This window comes from Streptomyces sp. NPDC086554, from assembly GCF_040686095.1.
Taxonomy (GTDB): Bacteria; Actinomycetota; Actinomycetes; order Streptomycetales; family Streptomycetaceae; genus Streptomyces.
This window is the reverse complement of record NZ_JBFBJK010000017.1, coordinates 138,097-153,781: the sequence shown is the minus strand read 5'-3', so window position 1 is coordinate 153,781 and position 15,685 is coordinate 138,097. Positions and strand designations below refer to the sequence as shown.

15 protein-coding genes are annotated in these 15,685 nt (G+C 73.1%); 4 read left to right on the top strand and 11 right to left on the bottom strand.

Features of this window, described 5'->3' with window-relative positions; all coding sequences use genetic code 11:
* Positions 1 to 8 precede the first annotated feature (8 nt).
* The 3 genes from AB0O76_RS27065 to AB0O76_RS27055 form a co-directional block, all read right to left on the bottom strand.
* Positions 9 to 1,394 (bottom strand): amino acid permease, encoded by a 1,386-nt coding sequence (locus AB0O76_RS27065; RefSeq protein WP_365496229.1) that lies wholly within the window; start codon positions 1,392 to 1,394, stop codon positions 9 to 11.
* 81 nt (positions 1,395 to 1,475) lie between these two features.
* Positions 1,476 to 3,626 (bottom strand): phage holin family protein, encoded by a 2,151-nt coding sequence (locus AB0O76_RS27060; RefSeq protein WP_365496227.1) that lies wholly within the window; start codon positions 3,624 to 3,626, stop codon positions 1,476 to 1,478.
* A gap of 128 nt (positions 3,627 to 3,754) precedes the next feature.
* Positions 3,755 to 4,177, bottom strand: a complete 423-nt coding sequence (locus tag AB0O76_RS27055) for a hypothetical protein (RefSeq protein WP_365496225.1) — start codon at positions 4,175 to 4,177, stop codon at positions 3,755 to 3,757.
* Between the two features lie 94 nt (positions 4,178 to 4,271).
* Here AB0O76_RS27055 and AB0O76_RS27050 point away from each other — a divergent pair, with 94 nt between their 5' ends.
* Together AB0O76_RS27050 and AB0O76_RS27045 are read left to right on the top strand one after the other, a co-directional pair.
* Positions 4,272 to 5,060 carry an MBL fold metallo-hydrolase gene (locus AB0O76_RS27050; protein WP_365496223.1) on the top strand — a complete coding sequence of 263 codons (789 nt, stop codon included), beginning with the start codon at positions 4,272 to 4,274 and terminating at the stop codon, positions 5,058 to 5,060.
* Positions 5,060 to 5,677 (top strand): VTT domain-containing protein, encoded by a 618-nt coding sequence (locus AB0O76_RS27045; protein ID WP_365496344.1) that lies wholly within the window; start codon positions 5,060 to 5,062, stop codon positions 5,675 to 5,677. Before AB0O76_RS27050 ends, AB0O76_RS27045 begins: the two co-directional genes overlap by 1 nt.
* A gap of 87 nt (positions 5,678 to 5,764) precedes the next feature.
* Here the strand turns inward: AB0O76_RS27045 and AB0O76_RS27040 are convergent, their stop codons facing one another.
* The 3 genes from AB0O76_RS27040 to AB0O76_RS27030 form a co-directional block, all read right to left on the bottom strand.
* Complete coding sequence (locus tag AB0O76_RS27040) at positions 5,765 to 6,880, bottom strand: MBL fold metallo-hydrolase (protein WP_365496221.1); 1,116 nt, start codon at positions 6,878 to 6,880, stop codon at positions 5,765 to 5,767.
* Positions 6,877 to 8,124, bottom strand: coding sequence for an aminotransferase class I/II-fold pyridoxal phosphate-dependent enzyme (locus tag AB0O76_RS27035; protein ID WP_365496219.1), 1,248 nt, complete (start codon positions 8,122 to 8,124; stop codon positions 6,877 to 6,879). The genes AB0O76_RS27040 and AB0O76_RS27035 overlap by 4 nt, the downstream gene beginning before the upstream one ends.
* A gap of 166 nt (positions 8,125 to 8,290) precedes the next feature.
* Positions 8,291 to 9,001, bottom strand: a complete 711-nt coding sequence (locus tag AB0O76_RS27030; protein ID WP_365496217.1) for an ANTAR domain-containing protein — start codon at positions 8,999 to 9,001, stop codon at positions 8,291 to 8,293.
* 79 nt (positions 9,002 to 9,080) lie between these two features.
* Between AB0O76_RS27030 and AB0O76_RS27025 the strand changes: the two genes are divergently transcribed.
* Positions 9,081 to 10,214, top strand: coding sequence for a PAS domain-containing protein (locus AB0O76_RS27025; protein WP_365496215.1), 1,134 nt, complete (start codon positions 9,081 to 9,083; stop codon positions 10,212 to 10,214).
* Positions 10,215 to 10,398: 184 nt separating this feature from the next.
* Here AB0O76_RS27025 and AB0O76_RS27020 read toward each other — a convergent pair whose 3' ends face one another.
* A complete protein-coding gene (locus tag AB0O76_RS27020) occupies positions 10,399 to 11,196 on the bottom strand; it encodes an RNA polymerase sigma factor SigF (protein ID WP_365496213.1) in 798 nt (265 codons plus the stop codon).
* Between the two features lie 207 nt (positions 11,197 to 11,403).
* Positions 11,404 to 11,559, bottom strand: coding sequence for a hypothetical protein (locus tag AB0O76_RS27015; protein WP_365496211.1), 156 nt, complete (start codon positions 11,557 to 11,559; stop codon positions 11,404 to 11,406).
* Positions 11,560 to 11,700: 141 nt separating this feature from the next.
* Between AB0O76_RS27015 and AB0O76_RS27010 the strand changes: the two genes are divergently transcribed.
* On the top strand, positions 11,701 to 12,072 hold the full coding sequence (locus tag AB0O76_RS27010) for a CBS domain-containing protein (protein WP_365496209.1): 372 nt from the start codon (positions 11,701 to 11,703) through the stop codon (positions 12,070 to 12,072).
* A gap of 334 nt (positions 12,073 to 12,406) precedes the next feature.
* On the opposite strand, the gene AB0O76_RS27005 is transcribed toward AB0O76_RS27010, so the two are convergent.
* The 3 genes from AB0O76_RS27005 to AB0O76_RS26995 form a co-directional block, all read right to left on the bottom strand.
* On the bottom strand, positions 12,407 to 13,285 hold the full coding sequence (locus tag AB0O76_RS27005; RefSeq protein WP_365496207.1) for an AraC family transcriptional regulator: 879 nt from the start codon (positions 13,283 to 13,285) through the stop codon (positions 12,407 to 12,409).
* Between the two features lie 31 nt (positions 13,286 to 13,316).
* Positions 13,317 to 13,910, bottom strand: coding sequence for a TIGR03086 family metal-binding protein (locus AB0O76_RS27000; RefSeq protein ID WP_365496205.1), 594 nt, complete (start codon positions 13,908 to 13,910; stop codon positions 13,317 to 13,319).
* A gap of 127 nt (positions 13,911 to 14,037) precedes the next feature.
* Entirely contained in the window at positions 14,038 to 15,657 is a 1,620-nt protein-coding gene (locus AB0O76_RS26995) for an ATP-binding cassette domain-containing protein (RefSeq protein ID WP_365496203.1), read from the bottom strand.
* Between the last annotated feature and the right edge of the window lie 28 nt (positions 15,658 to 15,685).

Below are 15,685 nucleotides of genomic sequence, written 5' to 3'. Positions count from 1 at the left end.
TCGGGGAATCAGTGAGTGGCGGTCCGCTTCTTGCGGGCCGCCATCCACGCGTAGACGATGACGCCCGCGAAGAGGAACAGCACACCCTGGTAGACGGCCGCGTACCCGGACCCGGCGACGAGCCACATGGAGAACCCGCACGCGATGCCCGCGAGGATCCCGTCCCGCACCAGGCGTCCGCGGTTGACGCGCTCGCCCTGACCGGAGACGAGGAAGAAGATCTGCGCGGCGGTGGCCAGAAGGTAGGGCACGGTCGCGGTGAACGTGGTGATCAGGACGAGGGACTCGAAGACGCCGCTGGAACCCGCCGTGTAGTTGTAGACGGTGAGCAGCGAGGCGAGGACGACGGTGACCAGGACGCCGACGGTCGGCACGCCGCGCTTCTTCTTGCCGAAGGCGGGCGGGAAGAGCCCGTCCTTGGCGGCCGCGTACGGCGTCTGGGCGCTCAGCAGCGTCCAGCCGTTGAGGGCGCCGAGGATCGACACGACCGCCGCGCAGGCGACCGCGATGCCGCCCCAGGAGCCGCCGAACATGACGTTGACGGCATCCGAGAACGGCGCGGTGGAACCGACGAGCTTGTCGTGGGCGACGGTGCCGAAGACGGCGAGGGTGCCGAGCAGATAGACGAGGGCGGCGCCCAGCGTGCCGAGGATCGTGGCGCGCCCGACGTTGCGCCGCGGATCGCGTACCTCGCCGGCGCTGACGGCGGCCGACTCCACGCCCAGGTACGAGAAGAGCAGGATCGCGGCGGACGCGGAGACGGCGCCGATGGGGCTGTCGTCGCTCGCCTGGAAGGGCCCGAGGTTGCCGCTGTCGAAGAAGAAGAGTCCGCCGACGGCGACGAGGAGCAGCGGCAGGAACTTCAGGACGGTGGCGACGACCTGGACCGCACCGACGTACCGGGTGCCCGCGAAGTTCGCGAGCGCGGGGAGCAGTTGAAGCACCAGGGCGGCCAGGCAGGCGGTCCACTTGTGGTCGTTGACCGGTATCAGGACGTCCAGATAGCCGACGGCCGCGACGGCGAGCGCCGCGTTCGACACCCAGGCGGTGGCCCAGTAGGACCAGGCCGAGAGGAATCCGGCGAAGTCGCCGAACGCCTCACGGGCGTAGACGTACGGTCCTCCGGTCCGCGGATCGCGCCGGGCGAGCCGCCCGAAGACGAGGGCGAGGGCGATGGCGCCCGCGGTCAGGACGGCGAAAGCGACGAGGCTGATGGTGCCGAAGGGAGCGACGGAGGCCGGGAGCAGGAAGATGCCGCCGCCGATGATGTTGCCCATGACGAGGCAGGTGGCGATCGGCAGTCCGAAGCGCCGAGCGTGCTTGCTCTGCTCCTCGTGCTGTTCTTCCTGGTCGGGGGCCGGAGCCGAAAGGACCGCGGTTCCGGTGTCGTGCATGGGGTGGTGCCTCTCGTCGTGCCGGGGCCCGGGATCGCCGGGCGCGAGCCCATGGTCGGACACGACGCGATGCGCTCAAAATCAGTGTGTTTTGTCCTGTACAGAACCGTCGGTGGCCGCAAAAGCTGTGCCTCCCGGGCCCTCGCGCCGGGAATCGTCCGGACCCCCTGCAACCCCTCCCACCAGCGGAATCTCCGCTCCTTGGGCCTCTGAAAGCCAGCGTCGCAGTACGTCGTGGACGCGCTCGGCCCCGACGAGTTCACGGCCGTCCTCCAGAGGCGCGGACAGGGAGAGCGGCGAGAGCAGGAAGGGGTGGCCCTGGGCGCCGCCGAGTCCGCCGTGCGAGCCGATCTGCTCCTCGAACGCGAGCACTTCGCCCTCCTGGGGGTCGTACCAGGAGTTGACCATGATGTCGGCGGTGTGCGGGAAGCCGTCGGTGCGGCGCACGGCGTCGGCGGCACCGGGCCCGAAGTCGGCGAGCGGCCCGAGGTCGTCCGGCTCCTCGTCGAGGTACACCTCGCTGCCGCGCGCGCCGAGCACGACGGGGCCCCGCCCTTCGCTGCGTACGAGGACGAAGCCGATGCCCGGATGGTTGGCGAGGGTGGGAAGCAGCGCCGGGTGGCGCAGGTCGATCTCCTCGCGGGTCATGCGACGTGGGACGTCGGGGAAGGAGACAAGGCCGAGGTTGCCGGAGGCGAGCACGATGGGCTCGGCGCGGCGGGCGGGCAGGTGCTCGCCCGCGCCCTCCTCGACGGGGCGGCGCAGCGCGGCGCGCACGGCAGCTCGGGCCTCGGCGCCGCTGTGGGTGCGCTGCGCCCTGCGCGGCACGGGCAGCCCGCAGCCCGCCCTGACCAGGTCACCGAGAGTGAGGCCGTAGCGGGCGCGGAAGGTCTCGCCGGGGCTCTGGCCGTGGTCGGAGAGGAGCACGATGCGGTAGGCGCGCGGGGCGTGTTCGGCGACCTTGGCGATCAGCGCGATGGACCGGTCGAGGCGCTGCAGGACCTTCTCCGCGTCGCCGCTGTTGGGCCCGGAGTGGTGGGCCACTTCGTCGTACGCGACGAGGTCGGCGTAGACCGACCTGCGCCCGGCGAGCATGTCCCCTATGACGGCGGCGACCACGACGTCACGCTCGACGACGGTCGCGAAGGCCCGGATGAAGGGATAGAGCCCGCCCCGGTTCACCCGCGGGCGGCGCCTCTTGAGCCGGGCCGCGGTCGACTCGGCGATCTCGCGGAAGACCTCGGCGATGAAGGACAGGGCGGTGCGGACCGCGTTGGCGGGGTCGGAGAAGTAGGCGAAGTACCCGGAGCGTGAGCGGTTCTCCTTGCCGCGCCGGGCGGCCATGGAGAGCACGAGCGCGAGCTGCTCCGCGCCGCCGCTGAAGAGGTTGCCGCGGCTCGCCCCGTCGACGGTGAGCAGCCCACCGTCGCCGCTGCGCTCGATGGCGCGGCGCTGCAGTTCCGCGGCGGACGCGGGGCGGTTGGAGACCATCACCTCGCCCGTGTCCTTCTCGTACCAGCGGAAGGCGGGGACGTCTTCGTTGGAGCCGTGCAGGATGCCGAGCTGGCTTGCGCCGGTCTGGCTCGACCAGTCGGTGCGCCAGGGGGTGAGCCGGTGACGGGCCCGCCCGCCGTCCCGCCCCAGCCAGCCGGCGACGGTCGGCATGAGCCCCTTCTCGACGGCGGCGCACAGGACGTCGTGGCCGACCCCGTCGAGCTGGAGGAAGACGGTGCCGGGCGCCGTGGGCCCGGTGAGCCCCTCGACGACACGGTGGCGTCGGCGGTCGGCGAGCCGGTAGAGGCGCCGGCGGTAGGCGTCGTCGTCACGGACGGCGAGGGCACCGCCGGTGGCGGAGGCGACGGCGGACATGACGGCGGCGACGACCACGGCGGTCTCGGTGGTGGCCTCACCGCGGCCGTCCGGGATCAGCCGCAGGGCAAGGAGCAGCAGCGAACCGTTGAGGAAGAAGGCGAGCAGACCGAGCACCAGGGCGGGGACGAGCAGCAGCGCCCGCACGAGGACGGGCCACACAAGGGCGGAGAGCAGACCGAAGGCACCCGCGCCGAGGGCTGCGGTGACGGCGATGCGGGTGGCGCTGTCACCGTCCGCGGACTGCAACTGGAAGTCGGGCAGGATGCCGGCAAGGGCGAGCATGGTGAGCGTACTGACGACCCATACGGCGACGGACCGCCACACCGCACTCCCGACCGCCCGCCATCGCCCTCTCCCCACGCCGCGCCGCCTCACGTTTCATGACAGAACCGGACACCAGCGTGTCATACGGCACTGACCAGCGGGGCGGTTGCGCAGCGGGGCGGTTGGGCGGCGCCCCGAAGGGGCGCGGGGCTCCCGCGGAGCGCTCACCGGCCGTCGTAGCCCGCAGTCGGCATGGACAACCGCCGGTGGACACACGCCTTCATCACCGCGTCGTACGCCGGCTCCGCGAGGCCCGCCGTCTCGATCCGCACCCCGCGCCGCCCGCACTCCGCGGTGAACTCGTCGGCGGAGCGCAGCGCGAGGTCGAGGACGCGCCGGCTGGGCACGACGAAGAGGTCCACGAGGCCCGCGTCGATGTCGGCCCACAGGACGGCGTGGTCGGCGGGCAGGCCGCGGACGACGAGTTCGCGGGTGACGACGTACCCGCGGGCGGCGGCCCACCGTGCGCACATCGCGTGCTGGCTGCGGGAGTCCACCAGGAAGGGGTCGACGTCCAGCTCCTCCAGAGGCGTCAGGCTCGCGATCGACGTGACCCGCATGCCGCCCACGCCTGCCGTGTCTCCCATCGCGTCCCCCTCACCTCTGTCGTCAGCTGTCGTCAGCCGAAGACCCTACTCCTGGCCGTAGGCTCGTAAACAGTCGCGCGGAGGAGGAACCGGAGTGCCGGTGGAGATCACCTGGTGGGGTCACGCCACCTGCACGATCGAGGACTCGGGCCTGCGCGTGCTCACGGACCCGCTGTTCGCCCGCCGCCTCGCCCATCTGCGCCGCCGCAGGGGCGCCCTGCCGCCCCCCGAAGCGGCCGTCGCCGACGCGGTGCTCCTCTCCCATCTGCACGCCGACCATCTGCATCTGCCCTCCCTCGCGAGGATCGCGCCCGGCACCCGCGTCCTGCTGCCGCGCGGCGCCCCCGGCGCGGTGCCCGGACTCTCCCGCAAGCTCTCCCACCTGCGCCTCGTCGAGGTCGTGCCCGGCGACGAGGTGCGGATCGGCGACCTCGTCATCCGCGCTGTGTCCGCGCTGCACGACGGACGGCGGCTGCCCGTCGGACCGCACCGTGCGCCCGCGCTCGGGTTCGTGGTGGGCGGTGAGTCGCGGACGTACTTCGCCGGGGACACCGGTCTGTTCGACTCGATGGCCGACGAGGTGGGGGATGTCGATGTGGCGCTGCTGCCCGTCGGCGGCTGGGGCCCGCATCTGGGCCACGGCCATCTGGACGCGGCGCGCGCGGCCGTCGCGCTGGCCAGGATCGCGCCGCGCAGCGCGGTGCCGGTGCACTACGGAACGTACTGGCCGATCGGCATGGACGCCGTGCGCCCGCATGAATTCCACGCGCCGGGCGAGGAGTTCGTGCGCCACGCGGAGCGGCTCGCGCCCGAGGTGACGGTGCATCGGCTCGGGCACGGCGAGAGTGTGCGGCCCGAGGTCACCAAGGGGGAGCCCCAGTGATCCTCGCCGCGACGGCGCAGGTGCCGCCGGAGTCGACGCAGCAGGCGGTGGGCTATCCGTCGCTGTTCCTGCTCATCGTGCTCGGCGCGCTGGTGCCCGTGGTGCCCACGGGCGCCCTGGTCAGCTCGGCCGCCGTGGTGGCCTTCCACCAGACGGCGCCGTTCTCGCTCCTCATGGTGTTCGGGGTCTCGGCGCTCGCCGCGTTCCTCGGGGACCTCGCCCTGTACTGGCTCGGCCAGCGCGGCATGCGGTCGAAGAACGGCTCGCGCTGGCTCGCGGCAATCCGCGACCGCGCACCCGAGGACCGCCTCGAACAGGCGCAGGCCAAGCTCGCCGCCCACGGCGTACTCGTCCTCGTCCTCTCGCGTCTCGTCCCCGCGGGGCGGATCCCGGTGATGCTGGCGTGCCTGATGGCGAAGATGCCGCTGCGCGAGTTCGCCCGCGGCGACGTGCCGGCCTGCCTGGCCTGGGCCGTGACGTACCAGCTGATCGGCATTCTCGGCGGCTCGCTCTTCAAGGAGCCGTGGGAGGGCGTGGCGGTGGCGGTCGGCGTGACGGTGCTGATCAGCGTGGCGCCGGGGCTGTGGAGGAGGGCGCGGCGCCGTTCGACGGCTTGAGCACTGCGGGCCCGGACGAGGCGCCCCGTAAGGGGCGCGGGGAACTGCGCGACAAGCCACGAAGCACCCGCAGGCGTACACCGCAAGCTAAGAGCGGGGGTCCCGATCAAGCACACGGGACGCCCCCACCGCCAGATCCCACAGGTCCGCACGATCCCGCCCTGCGGCCTCCCAGGCCCCCCGCACCCGCGTCAGCGGCTCAAGCACCGGCTCGCCGGACAGCAGAAACGTCCCCCAGTGCATCGGGGCAAGACGCCGCGCGCCGACATCGGCCGCTGCCCGCACCGCCTCCTCCGGATCGCAGTGGACGTCCTTGAGCCACCACCGGGGGTGATACGCGCCGATCGGAAGCAGCGCGAGGTCGATTCCGGGATACCGCGTGCCGATCTGCTCGAACCAGTGCCCGTACCCGGTGTCGCCCGCGAAGTAGATCCGCCGGCCTTCGGCGTCGGTGAGCACCCAGCCGCCCCAGAGGGTGCGGCAGGTATCGACGAGGCTCCGCTTGGACCAGTGGTGCGCGGGCACGAAGTCGAAGCGCACCCCGGCCAGTTCGGCGGCCTCCCACCAGTCGAGCTCGGTGACCCGGCCGAAGCGGCGGCGGGTGAACCAGCGGCCGAGCCCGCCGGGCACGAACACCGGGGTGTCCCTGGGCAGCCGGGCGAGGGTCGGGGCGTCCAGGTGGTCGTAGTGGTTGTGGCTGATGACGACCGCGTCGACGCGCGGCAGCGCGCTCCAGGCCACGCCGGCGGGCGTGACGCGGGCCGGCGTGCCGAGGATCTTGCGGGACCAGACGGGGTCGGTGAGGACGGTGAGCCCGCCGATCCGGACGACCCAACTGGCGTGCCCCACCCAGGTGACGGCGACGGTGCGGGTGTCGACGCGGGGCAGCGGCCCCGGTTCGAAGGGCAGCCGCTGGATGTCGGCGAGGCCTTCGGGGGTGGGCCGCAGCGAGCCCTCGCGGGCGAACCGGGCCAGGGCCCGCAGCCCCGGCAGCGGCGCGGTCAGCCGGTCCGCGAACGACTTCGGCCACAGACGCGCCCCGCCGGGGGTGCGCGGCGGGGCGAGGGGGCCGGGGGCGGGGACGGGAACGGCGGCGGCCCCGTCCGCCGCCCACGTCTTCTGTGTGACCCGTACTGCCTGCCCTGCCTGCTTTGACTGCTCTGCCTGCTGCGTCTGCTCAGACTGCTGCGTCTGTTGCGTCACCGAGGAGGCTCCATTCGCCGTGTGGCTGCGCGGAGATCGTCGAAGGCCGACCCCAACATGCTCAACGCCCGTTCCACATGCGGCAATTCCAGCGCGTCCGGTGTGGTGAGAGACGTCATGCGCTCCTGCTGGGTCGAGCCGAGCAGCGGCCCGGTGGACAGCCGTACCCGGAGCGCCCCGAGGTCGTCGCCGAAGCGGTGGCCGCCGGGTGCGGGCATGCCGAGCCGTTCGCCGAGGAAGTCCTCCAGGTCCTGCGAGTCGCTGACGCCGCGGGCGGTGAGGGCGGAACGCAGCGGGCCGAGGTCCACGTAGAGGTGACGCCCCGCCCGTGGGGGCCTGGCGAGCGCACCCGCGACGACCACCCGGTGCAGCACGGCGCCGGCCACGCGCGCGTGCAGGCGGTTGGCGCGGACGAGGCGTTCGGACACCTCGTCCGGTTCGCCCATCGCGTACGTCGCCGCCGCCGCGGCCGGCGCCGCGAGGAGCGCGCCGAGCGCGGTGAGGACGTCGAGGGTGCGGGTGCACAGCGCGTTGCCGCGCGCGGTGGCGGGGAACCGGGCGATCGCGGCGGGCAGGGCGGGCGGCAGGAACGCTCCCGAAAGGTCGGTCAGGACCGTCACACGGTCGGGGGCCATCTCGGCGGGGCCGATGAGGACGGTGTCGTGCGGGCGGTGCAGGGTGTCGCGCCAGGTCTCGTCGCTGACGATGTGCAGCCCCTCGTCCACGGCAGCTTCCACGGCCTCGTGCAGCACTTCCGGGGGCGGCACGGTGGCGGTCGGGTCGTCGGCGACGGAAAGCACCAGGAGGCGTGGGGTGCCGCCTTCGTCGCGGATGCGGCGGACGGTCTCCAGGAGGGCGTACGGGTCGGGGACGCCGCCGCACTCGGCGGGCGTCGGCACGTGGTAGACCGCGCGGTCGAGCAGCCGCGCCTGCGGGGCCCACCAGGCGGGGCAGGGGCGGGGCAGCAGGACCTCGCCGGGGCCGAGTGCGGCGGTCAGGGCGAGGAGGAGGGGCGGGGCGCCGGGGGCGGCGACGACGTGGCCCCGCTCGGCGGCGAGGCCTCGTCTGGCCCAGTAACCGCTTGCCGCGTCCCGCAGGGCGGGGCCGCCGCCGGGAGGTTCGGCGTGGGTGTCGCCCGCGGCGGCCGCGAGCGCGGCGGCGAGCTCGGGCAGGACGGGGAGCCCCGCCTCCGGCAGCGGCGGCCCGTACCGAACTGGGCCATGTCCCTCGGCTTCCGTCCGCATACGTCCATCAGAGCGCGCGGCGCCGTCCCTCGCCCGGCGGTGGGCTCCGCCTGGGTGAGATTTCCCTTCCCAACCCTGCCCCTTCGCGAAAGTTCCGGCTGCGCCGGACGGGGTGCGCCGGGGACCATCGGGCGGCGGTCTTGAGCGGGGTACGGGCAACGGAACCTCAGCCCGCAGCCAGCCCTTCCAGTTTCCGTTCCACCCCCCGCCCCCGCGTCCGCACCAGCGCCGCCGCCACCTCCGACACCCGCCGGTTCGAGCCCTGCGAGACCCTGCGGAGGACGTCGAACGCGTCAGCCGCCCCGCAGTCGAGGACGTGCATCACGATGCCGCAGGCCTGATCCACCACCGGCCGGGTCCGCAGGGCCTCGCCCAGTTGGTCGACCTCGCTCAGCGCCGCGCGATACTGCCGGTCGCGGACGAGCCCCGCGGTGGCGAGGTCACCGAGCGCCCGCGTGGGCCCGTGCCGCGCGTCGTCCAGCGTGCCGGGCCGGAAGCTGAACAGGCTCAGGGTCACCGTGAGCCCCGAGCGGTGGAAGGGCAGCGTGACACTGGCGCGTACGCCGGAGTCCAGTGCCATGGCTCGATATTCGGGCCACCGCTCGTCCCACAAGAGGTCACCGGAGTCCACCGGAGCCCCGCGCTCCCGCGCGGCCGGTATGGGCCCGACGCCGGAGCGCAACTGGACGGAGACGAGTCCGGCAAGGTCGGGATGGGTCACCGCACCGGGCTGCTCGCCACCGCTGTCGGCGACCGTCGTACCCGCCCCGCAACATGCCGCCGTACAGCGCACGGCCTGCTCTGCGAGCTCCGAGAGCCTGCGCCCGGGCAGAGCGGATTCCGGTCCTTCCAGTTCCGGTTCGGGCAGGAGGGACATGGCGGATTCCTCCTCTCTCTCCCTTTTCGACTGCCCGCGCGCCCCTCCGGAAAACCGCCGCAGCCACTACGTTCGACGCATGTCCCAGACGGATGAGTTCGGCGAGGAGCTCGCGGATTTCGTGCGCCGTGTGGCCGAGTTGAAGTCGGCCCGCTCCGTCCCGGCAGGCGACCTCGGCACGGTACTCGACGCGGCGATCTTCGAACTCGACCATGTGGCCGAGCAGTTGCGCCCCGCCTACGAGCGGCTCGCGGCCGACGGGCACCTCGGTGGCGGCCGCTCCCCCGACCGCGACGAACAGCGGCTGCTTCGGGCGATCTTCCAACGGCTCCCGCTGCCCGTCGCGCTGGTCGACCGGGAATCGGTGGTCCGGCGGCTCAACTTCGCGGCGACCGGCTTCACCGGCGTACGCGCGGGCTATGCGACCGGCAGGCCGCTCACCGGATTCCTGCTGCACGCCGACCGCGTCGCGTTCCGCTCGCAGACCGCGGCGGTCGCACGCGGCGAGGGCGACCGCAGCCTCACCGTCCACCTCCAGCGGATGCCGCACGCCCCGGTCCGCGCGACGCTCACCGCGCTGCGGCCGGGCACCGAGCCGCGCACGGCGGTCCTCGTGGTGCTCCAGCCGCAGACGCATCCGATGGGCGCGCGCCCGCAGGATGCGGCCCTGCAGGGCGCCGCACCCGACCTGCGCGAGGCGACCCGGCACGCGGCCCTCTTCGACCTCGCGGACGCCATGACCGCCACGCTCCTGACGGCCCCGGCCGGGGACCGGGCGGCCGTCCCGGGGCGGGCGGCCGCGGTGCTGCACGGGCGGTTCGCCGACTGGGTGATCGTCGACGAAGGGGCCGCTCACCAGCGGCGTACGACCGTGCTCGGGCCGAACGGCGCCCCGGTCGACGACGTCCTGGCGCAGGCTCCCGCCGCGTGCCCCCTGGTGGTCGAGGCGGCGCGCGGCGGGGCGCCCGTGCTGCAGGTCCGCCCGGAGGACCCGGACGCCTTCGGCCGGGACGCGTCCGGCGCCCCCGTCCTCGTACGCGCCCAGGTGACGTCCCTGCTGTGCGTGCCGCTGAGCGCGCGCACGGACGGTCCGGTGGAGGGCGTCCTGACGCTCTTCAGGAGCGGGGCGCGGCTCGCCTTCTCGATGGCGGAGGCGCAGGCCATCGATGTGATGTCACGTCACATCGCTCTCGCCCTGCGTCGTTCCGCCTGAGCAGGTCGAGCGAAGTCCGCTGCGGTTCAGGAGCGCCCCGAAGGGGCGCGGGGCTGCGACATGTGCGGCTCCGCCGCGAAGGGGGTCCCCCCTGTTCGAGCGAAGCCGAGAACTTGGGGGAGCGACCAGCCACGACGACGCCGCAGACGATCGAAGGCACCTCACCGGACTTCCAGCGGAGCGCTCAGGCGGCGTCGCGCATGACCTGGTCGCGCAGGCGGTCGCAGCAACGGCTGATCAGGCGTGAGACGTGCATCTGGGAGATGCCGAGCTGTTCCGCGATGCGGCTTTGCGTCATGTCGCCGAAGAAGCGCATGTAGAGGATGTCGCGTTCGCGCTCCGGCAGCGCCGCGATGCGCGGTTTGACGGCCTCCCGGTCGACGACGACGTCCAGGGCGGGGTCGGGTCCGCCGAGCGCGTCCCGCAGCGCGTATCCGTCCTCGCCGCCCGGGAGTTCGGCGTCCAGGGACAGCGCGGTGAAGCTGTCGAGCGCTTCGAGTCCGGCGGCCGCGTCCTCCTCGGACAGCTGGGCCCGCTCGGCGATCTCGGCGAGGGTCGGCGCGCGTCCGCGGACGGTCTGGGTCAGGTCCTGCCGGGCGAACCGCACCCGGTTGCGCAAGTCCTGTACGCGGCGCGGCACATGGAGCGTCCACATGTGGTCGCGGAAGTGGCGCTTGATCTCACCGGTGACGGTCGGTACGGCATAGCTCTCGAAGGCGCTGCCGCGCTCCGGGTCGTACCGGTCGACGGCCTTGACCAGGCCGAGGGCCGCGACCTGGCGCAGGTCGTCGAGGGATTCGCCGCGGTTGCGGAACCGTCCTGCGAGCCGCTCGGCCATGGGGAGCCAGGCGCTGACCAACTCCTGGCGCAGCGCGTCGCGTTCGGGGCCGTGCGGCAGTTCGGTGAGCCTGCGGAAGGCGGCCGCGGTGTCGGGGGCGTCGTCGTGCGGGTGGCCCTTCGCCTGCGGTGTGTCGGATCGCATGATGCGTCGCAACTCCCTTGTCGGTGCCTTGGGTTGAAGAGTCACCGTGGGATGCGCGCAGCCGCGTCGGGACACACCCGGGGCGCGCGAGCCGCTCCCACGGACGTGCCTCCGGTCCGAAGCACTGTGGATTCTCGCCTGCCCCACGCCCCGCGGGCCAAACACCGCGGGCGGCGCCCCGCGGGAGTGGGCGCCGCCCCGGCCGCGTCACAACGCGCGGCGTACGGCGTCCGCCTCGTCGGTGTCGGCGGCGTTCCCGACGGAGACGTTCTCGACGGGCGGCAACATCCACTCCTCGTACCGGCCAAGCGCCAGGACGATGCCCAGCATCAACACCGGTATGAACACAGCGAGAACCGCCATGATTCCTTCTTTCCCCGGCATGCCCGTGGGGGGTGTCGTCGGCCGGGTCTCCCCACTTCTGCCGGGCAAACCCGAATGGACCGGCCGCATGCGGGTACTGCGGGCGGAACGACGCATCCGCGCAGGGAAGGGCTGCTCGCCATGGCTGATTTCGTCAGGGACGTCATGACACCGGGCGTCGCGGCGGTTCACCCCGACGCCTCGCTGGTGGAAGCCGCGCAGGTGATGCGCGCTCAGGACATCGGGCATGTCCTGGTGGCCATGGACGGCCAGGTGCTTGGTGTGCTCACCGACCGCGACATCGCGCTGCGCGCCGTCGCCGACGGCGCCGATCCGCTCACGGTCAGCGCGCACGCCGTGTGCACCCCGAACCCGGTGGTGGTCACGCCGGACGACGCGGTGTCGGCGGCGGTGAGCCTGATGCGCGAGATGGCCGTGCGCAGACTGCCGGTCGTGGAGGACGGGCAGCCGGTGGGGATGGTGTTCCTCGGTGATCTGGCGCCCGCGGTCTGACCCGGCCGGGCGGGGTCCCGGCCCGGCCGGGTAGGGTGCGGGTCCGGCTGCGCGGGCGGGGATGGTGCGGGTCCGGCTGCACGGGCGGCGCAGGGGGGAGCGACCGAACCCGCGGGGGGAGCGACCGGACCCGCGGCATACGGGCCCGGCCCGGCGCGTGACGCCGGGCCGGATCGCCGGAGGTCCGTCACGGTCGTGACCTTGGGGCGGGCTATGGACCCTCGGACGGCGACCGGGCAAGGCGGCGACAGGTGAAACGATAAATCAGTGCGGGCGCCGCCACGATCCGCTGAGCGCGTCCGTTGTCCGGATAACGCACCCCCCGAGCGGCCGTTCACCCGCGCAGCGTCTGGGACGGCAGCTCGCCGAACCGGGCCCGGTACTGCTCGGCGAACCGCCCCAGATGGCTGAAACCCCACCGGTGCGCCACGTCGCTCACGTTCACCGCGCCGGGCTCCGCCGCACGCAGCTCGTCGTGCACCCGGTTCAGCCGTACGTCCCGCACGTACGCCATGGGCGACATCCCCACATAGCGGCGGAACGCCTCCTGGAGCCAGCGCACGCCGACCCGCGCCTCGGCGGCGAGTCCCGCGGGCGTGAAGGGATGGTCGGGGCGCTGCTGCACGGCGTCCATCGCGCGCTTGACCGGGGCCGGGCGCAACCGCTGTGCCGGGGCGGCGAGTTCGGCACGGAAGGGGTGATCGGCGGCGAGCAGCATCCCGTTCAGGACGGCCTCCTGCAGCGGCGCGGCGACCAGCGGCGACGCAAGGAGCGTGTCCGGGTCGTCGCGCAGGTCCGTCACGACGGTCGCGACGAGCCGTGCCCAACTGCGCCCCGGGCCACGGGTGGTGTCGAGTTCGGGCGCGAAGGTCAGCGGGGCGCGGAAGGACCGTCCGAGGAGCTGTTCAAGGCACTGTTCGAGGGCGGCGCGGTCCATCTTCACCGCGAGGACGCGGCAGTCGCCGGTCCACCGCTCCACCACTGTGTCGCCGACGGGCTGGAACACCCCGGCCCGCTCGGCCGTCGCGACGGTGGCCGCGGCGCCGCCCTGCCGGAAGCGCATCTGCCCGCCGAGCAGTATGTTCACGTGGTACGAGCCGAGTTCGCCGAGCCGCATCCGTACATCGGCGCCGCAGCTCAGCTCCCCGAGGGTGAGCTCGCCGAGCTGTCCGACGTCGAACTCGGCCCCCCGTGCCCACCCTTGCCCCCGCAAGATCGTCCGTGCTCCGAACGAGTCGGCGTCCTCACACCCGGCGGCCCAGCAGGCTCAGCAGTTTGGTCTGCACATCGGCTTCCGCCGGCGGTTCCACCGCGGGGGCGAAGAGGCCGCTCTTCTCCAAGTCGGCGGCGTACGGGGTGATTTCGCGTACGGAGAAGGCGACGAGGTCCTCCGGGAGCCGTTCGTCCGCGCCGATTCCCCGGGACAGGTCCCAGGCGTGCACGACGAGGTCGCTGATCATCTGCCCGCAGTAGAAGACGGCGGAGGTCTCGCCGAAGGAGAGGTGGACGGTGCGGTCGAAAGCGCCCGGCTCGGCGAACGCCTCGTGGGCGGCGGCGGCCGCGGTGTCCCAGGAGGCGACCGGGTCGGGGCCGAGCATGTCGCCGTCGAAGGCGTCGCCGACGGAGGCGATGGTGGCGCCGTCGCGGACCAGCGACGGCACCCACAGCTGCTCGGCGGTGAGGTGGTTGACGAGGTCACGCACGGACCAGTCGGTGCACGGCGTCGGCGCGTCCCACTGATCGGCCCCGACCTCGTGCACCCGGTCGGTGAAGAGTTCCAGGGCGGCGGCGTGCCGGGCGAGGAGCGGGTGTGCGGCCTTGCCAGTCGTGTCTGCCATACCCGCCATTGTCCTCCTGAGGCGCGGGGGCGCTACCGCTTGCGACTCGTCTGCGGCTTCGTCGTGGCTGGTCGCGCCCACGCGGCGGAGCCGCACATGTCGCAGCCCCGCGCCCCTTCGGGCGCCCTCAGCGCTGGCGCTCCACCCGCCGCTCATCCCACACCGGCTCAGGCGTCTCGCGCACGAGCCCATCGCTGCCGAAGACCAGGTAGCGGTCGAAGGAGCGGGCGAACCAGCGGTCGTGGGTGACCGCGAGCACCGTTCCCTCGTATGCCTCAAGGCCCTCCTGGAGCGCCTCGGCCGATTCCAGGTCGAGGTTGTCGGTGGGCTCGTCGAGCAGCAGCGCCGTGGAGCCCTCGAGCTCCAGGAGCAGGATCTGGAAGCGCGCCTGCTGGCCGCCCGAGAGCCGCTCGAAGCGCTGCTCGGCCTGGCCGGTCAGCTCGTACCTGCGCAGCCGCGACATGGCGGGGCCCTTGTCCTGGGCGTGCTCGCGCCACAGGATGTCGAGGAGCGTACGGCCGAAGAGCTCGGGGTGGGCGTGGGTCTGCGCGAAGTGGCCCGCCACGACGCGCGCGCCGAGCTTCCACTCGCCGTCGTGCGCGACGTCGCCCCCCGCGAGGAGCCGCAGGAAGTGCGACTTCCCTGAGCCGTTCGAGCCGAGCACGGCGACCCGCTCGCCGTAGAAGACCTCCAGGTCGAAGGGTTTCATCAGGCCGGTCAGCTCCAGGCCCTTGCAGGTGATGGCCCGGATGCCGGTGCGCCCGCCGTGCAGCCGCATGGTGATGTCCTGCTCGCGCGGCGGCTCCGGCGGCGGCCCCGCCTCCTCGAACTTGCGCAGCCTGGTCTGCGCGGCGGCGTACCGCGAGGCCATCTCGTGGCTGACGGCCGCGGCCTGCCGCAGGTTCAGGACCAGCTTCTTCAGCTGGGCGTGCTTCTCGTCCCAGCGCCTGCGCAGCTCCTCGAAGCGCGCGAACCGCTCGCGCCGCGCCTCGTGGAAGGTGGCGAAGCCGCCGCCGTGCACCCAGGCGTCGGCGCCCGCGGGGCCCGGTTCGACGCTGACGATCTTCTCGGCGGCGCGGGCGAGGAGCTCCCGGTCGTGCGAGACGAACAGGACGGTCTTGCGCGTCTCCTTGAGCCGCTCCTCCAGCCAGCGCTTTCCGGGTACGTCGAGGTAGTTGTCCGGCTCGTCGAGGAGCAGCACCTCGTCGCCGCCGCGCAGCAGCGCTTCGAGCACGAGGCGTTTCTGCTCGCCGCCGGAGAGCGTGCGGACCTCGCGGAACTGGGCCTTGTCGTAGGGGACGCCGAGTGCGGCCGTGGTGCACATGTCCCACAGCGTCTCGGCCTCGTAGCCCTGGACTTCGGCCCAGTCGGAGAGCGCCTGTGCGTACTGGAGCTGGGCGGCCTCGTCGTCGACGGTCATGATCGCGTGCTCGGCGACGTCCACGGCCTTCGCGGCCTCGCGGATGCGGGGCGAGGACACGGAGACGAGCAGCTCGCGCACGGTCGTCTCGTCCCGGACCGACCCCACGAACTGCGGCATCACGCCGAGCCCGCCGCTGACGGTGACGGTGCCGCCGTGCGGCTGAAGCTCTCCGGAGATCAGGCGCAGCAGGGTGGTCTTGCCCGCGCCGTTCGCCCCGACGAGGGCGACGATGGCGCCCTCGCCCACGCGGAACGAGACATCACCGAGCAGCGCCCGCCCGTCCGGCAGGTAGTACTCGATGTGCGCGGCCTCAAGATGTCCCATGGTCACGCATTGTCAGCGGCGGGGGTCG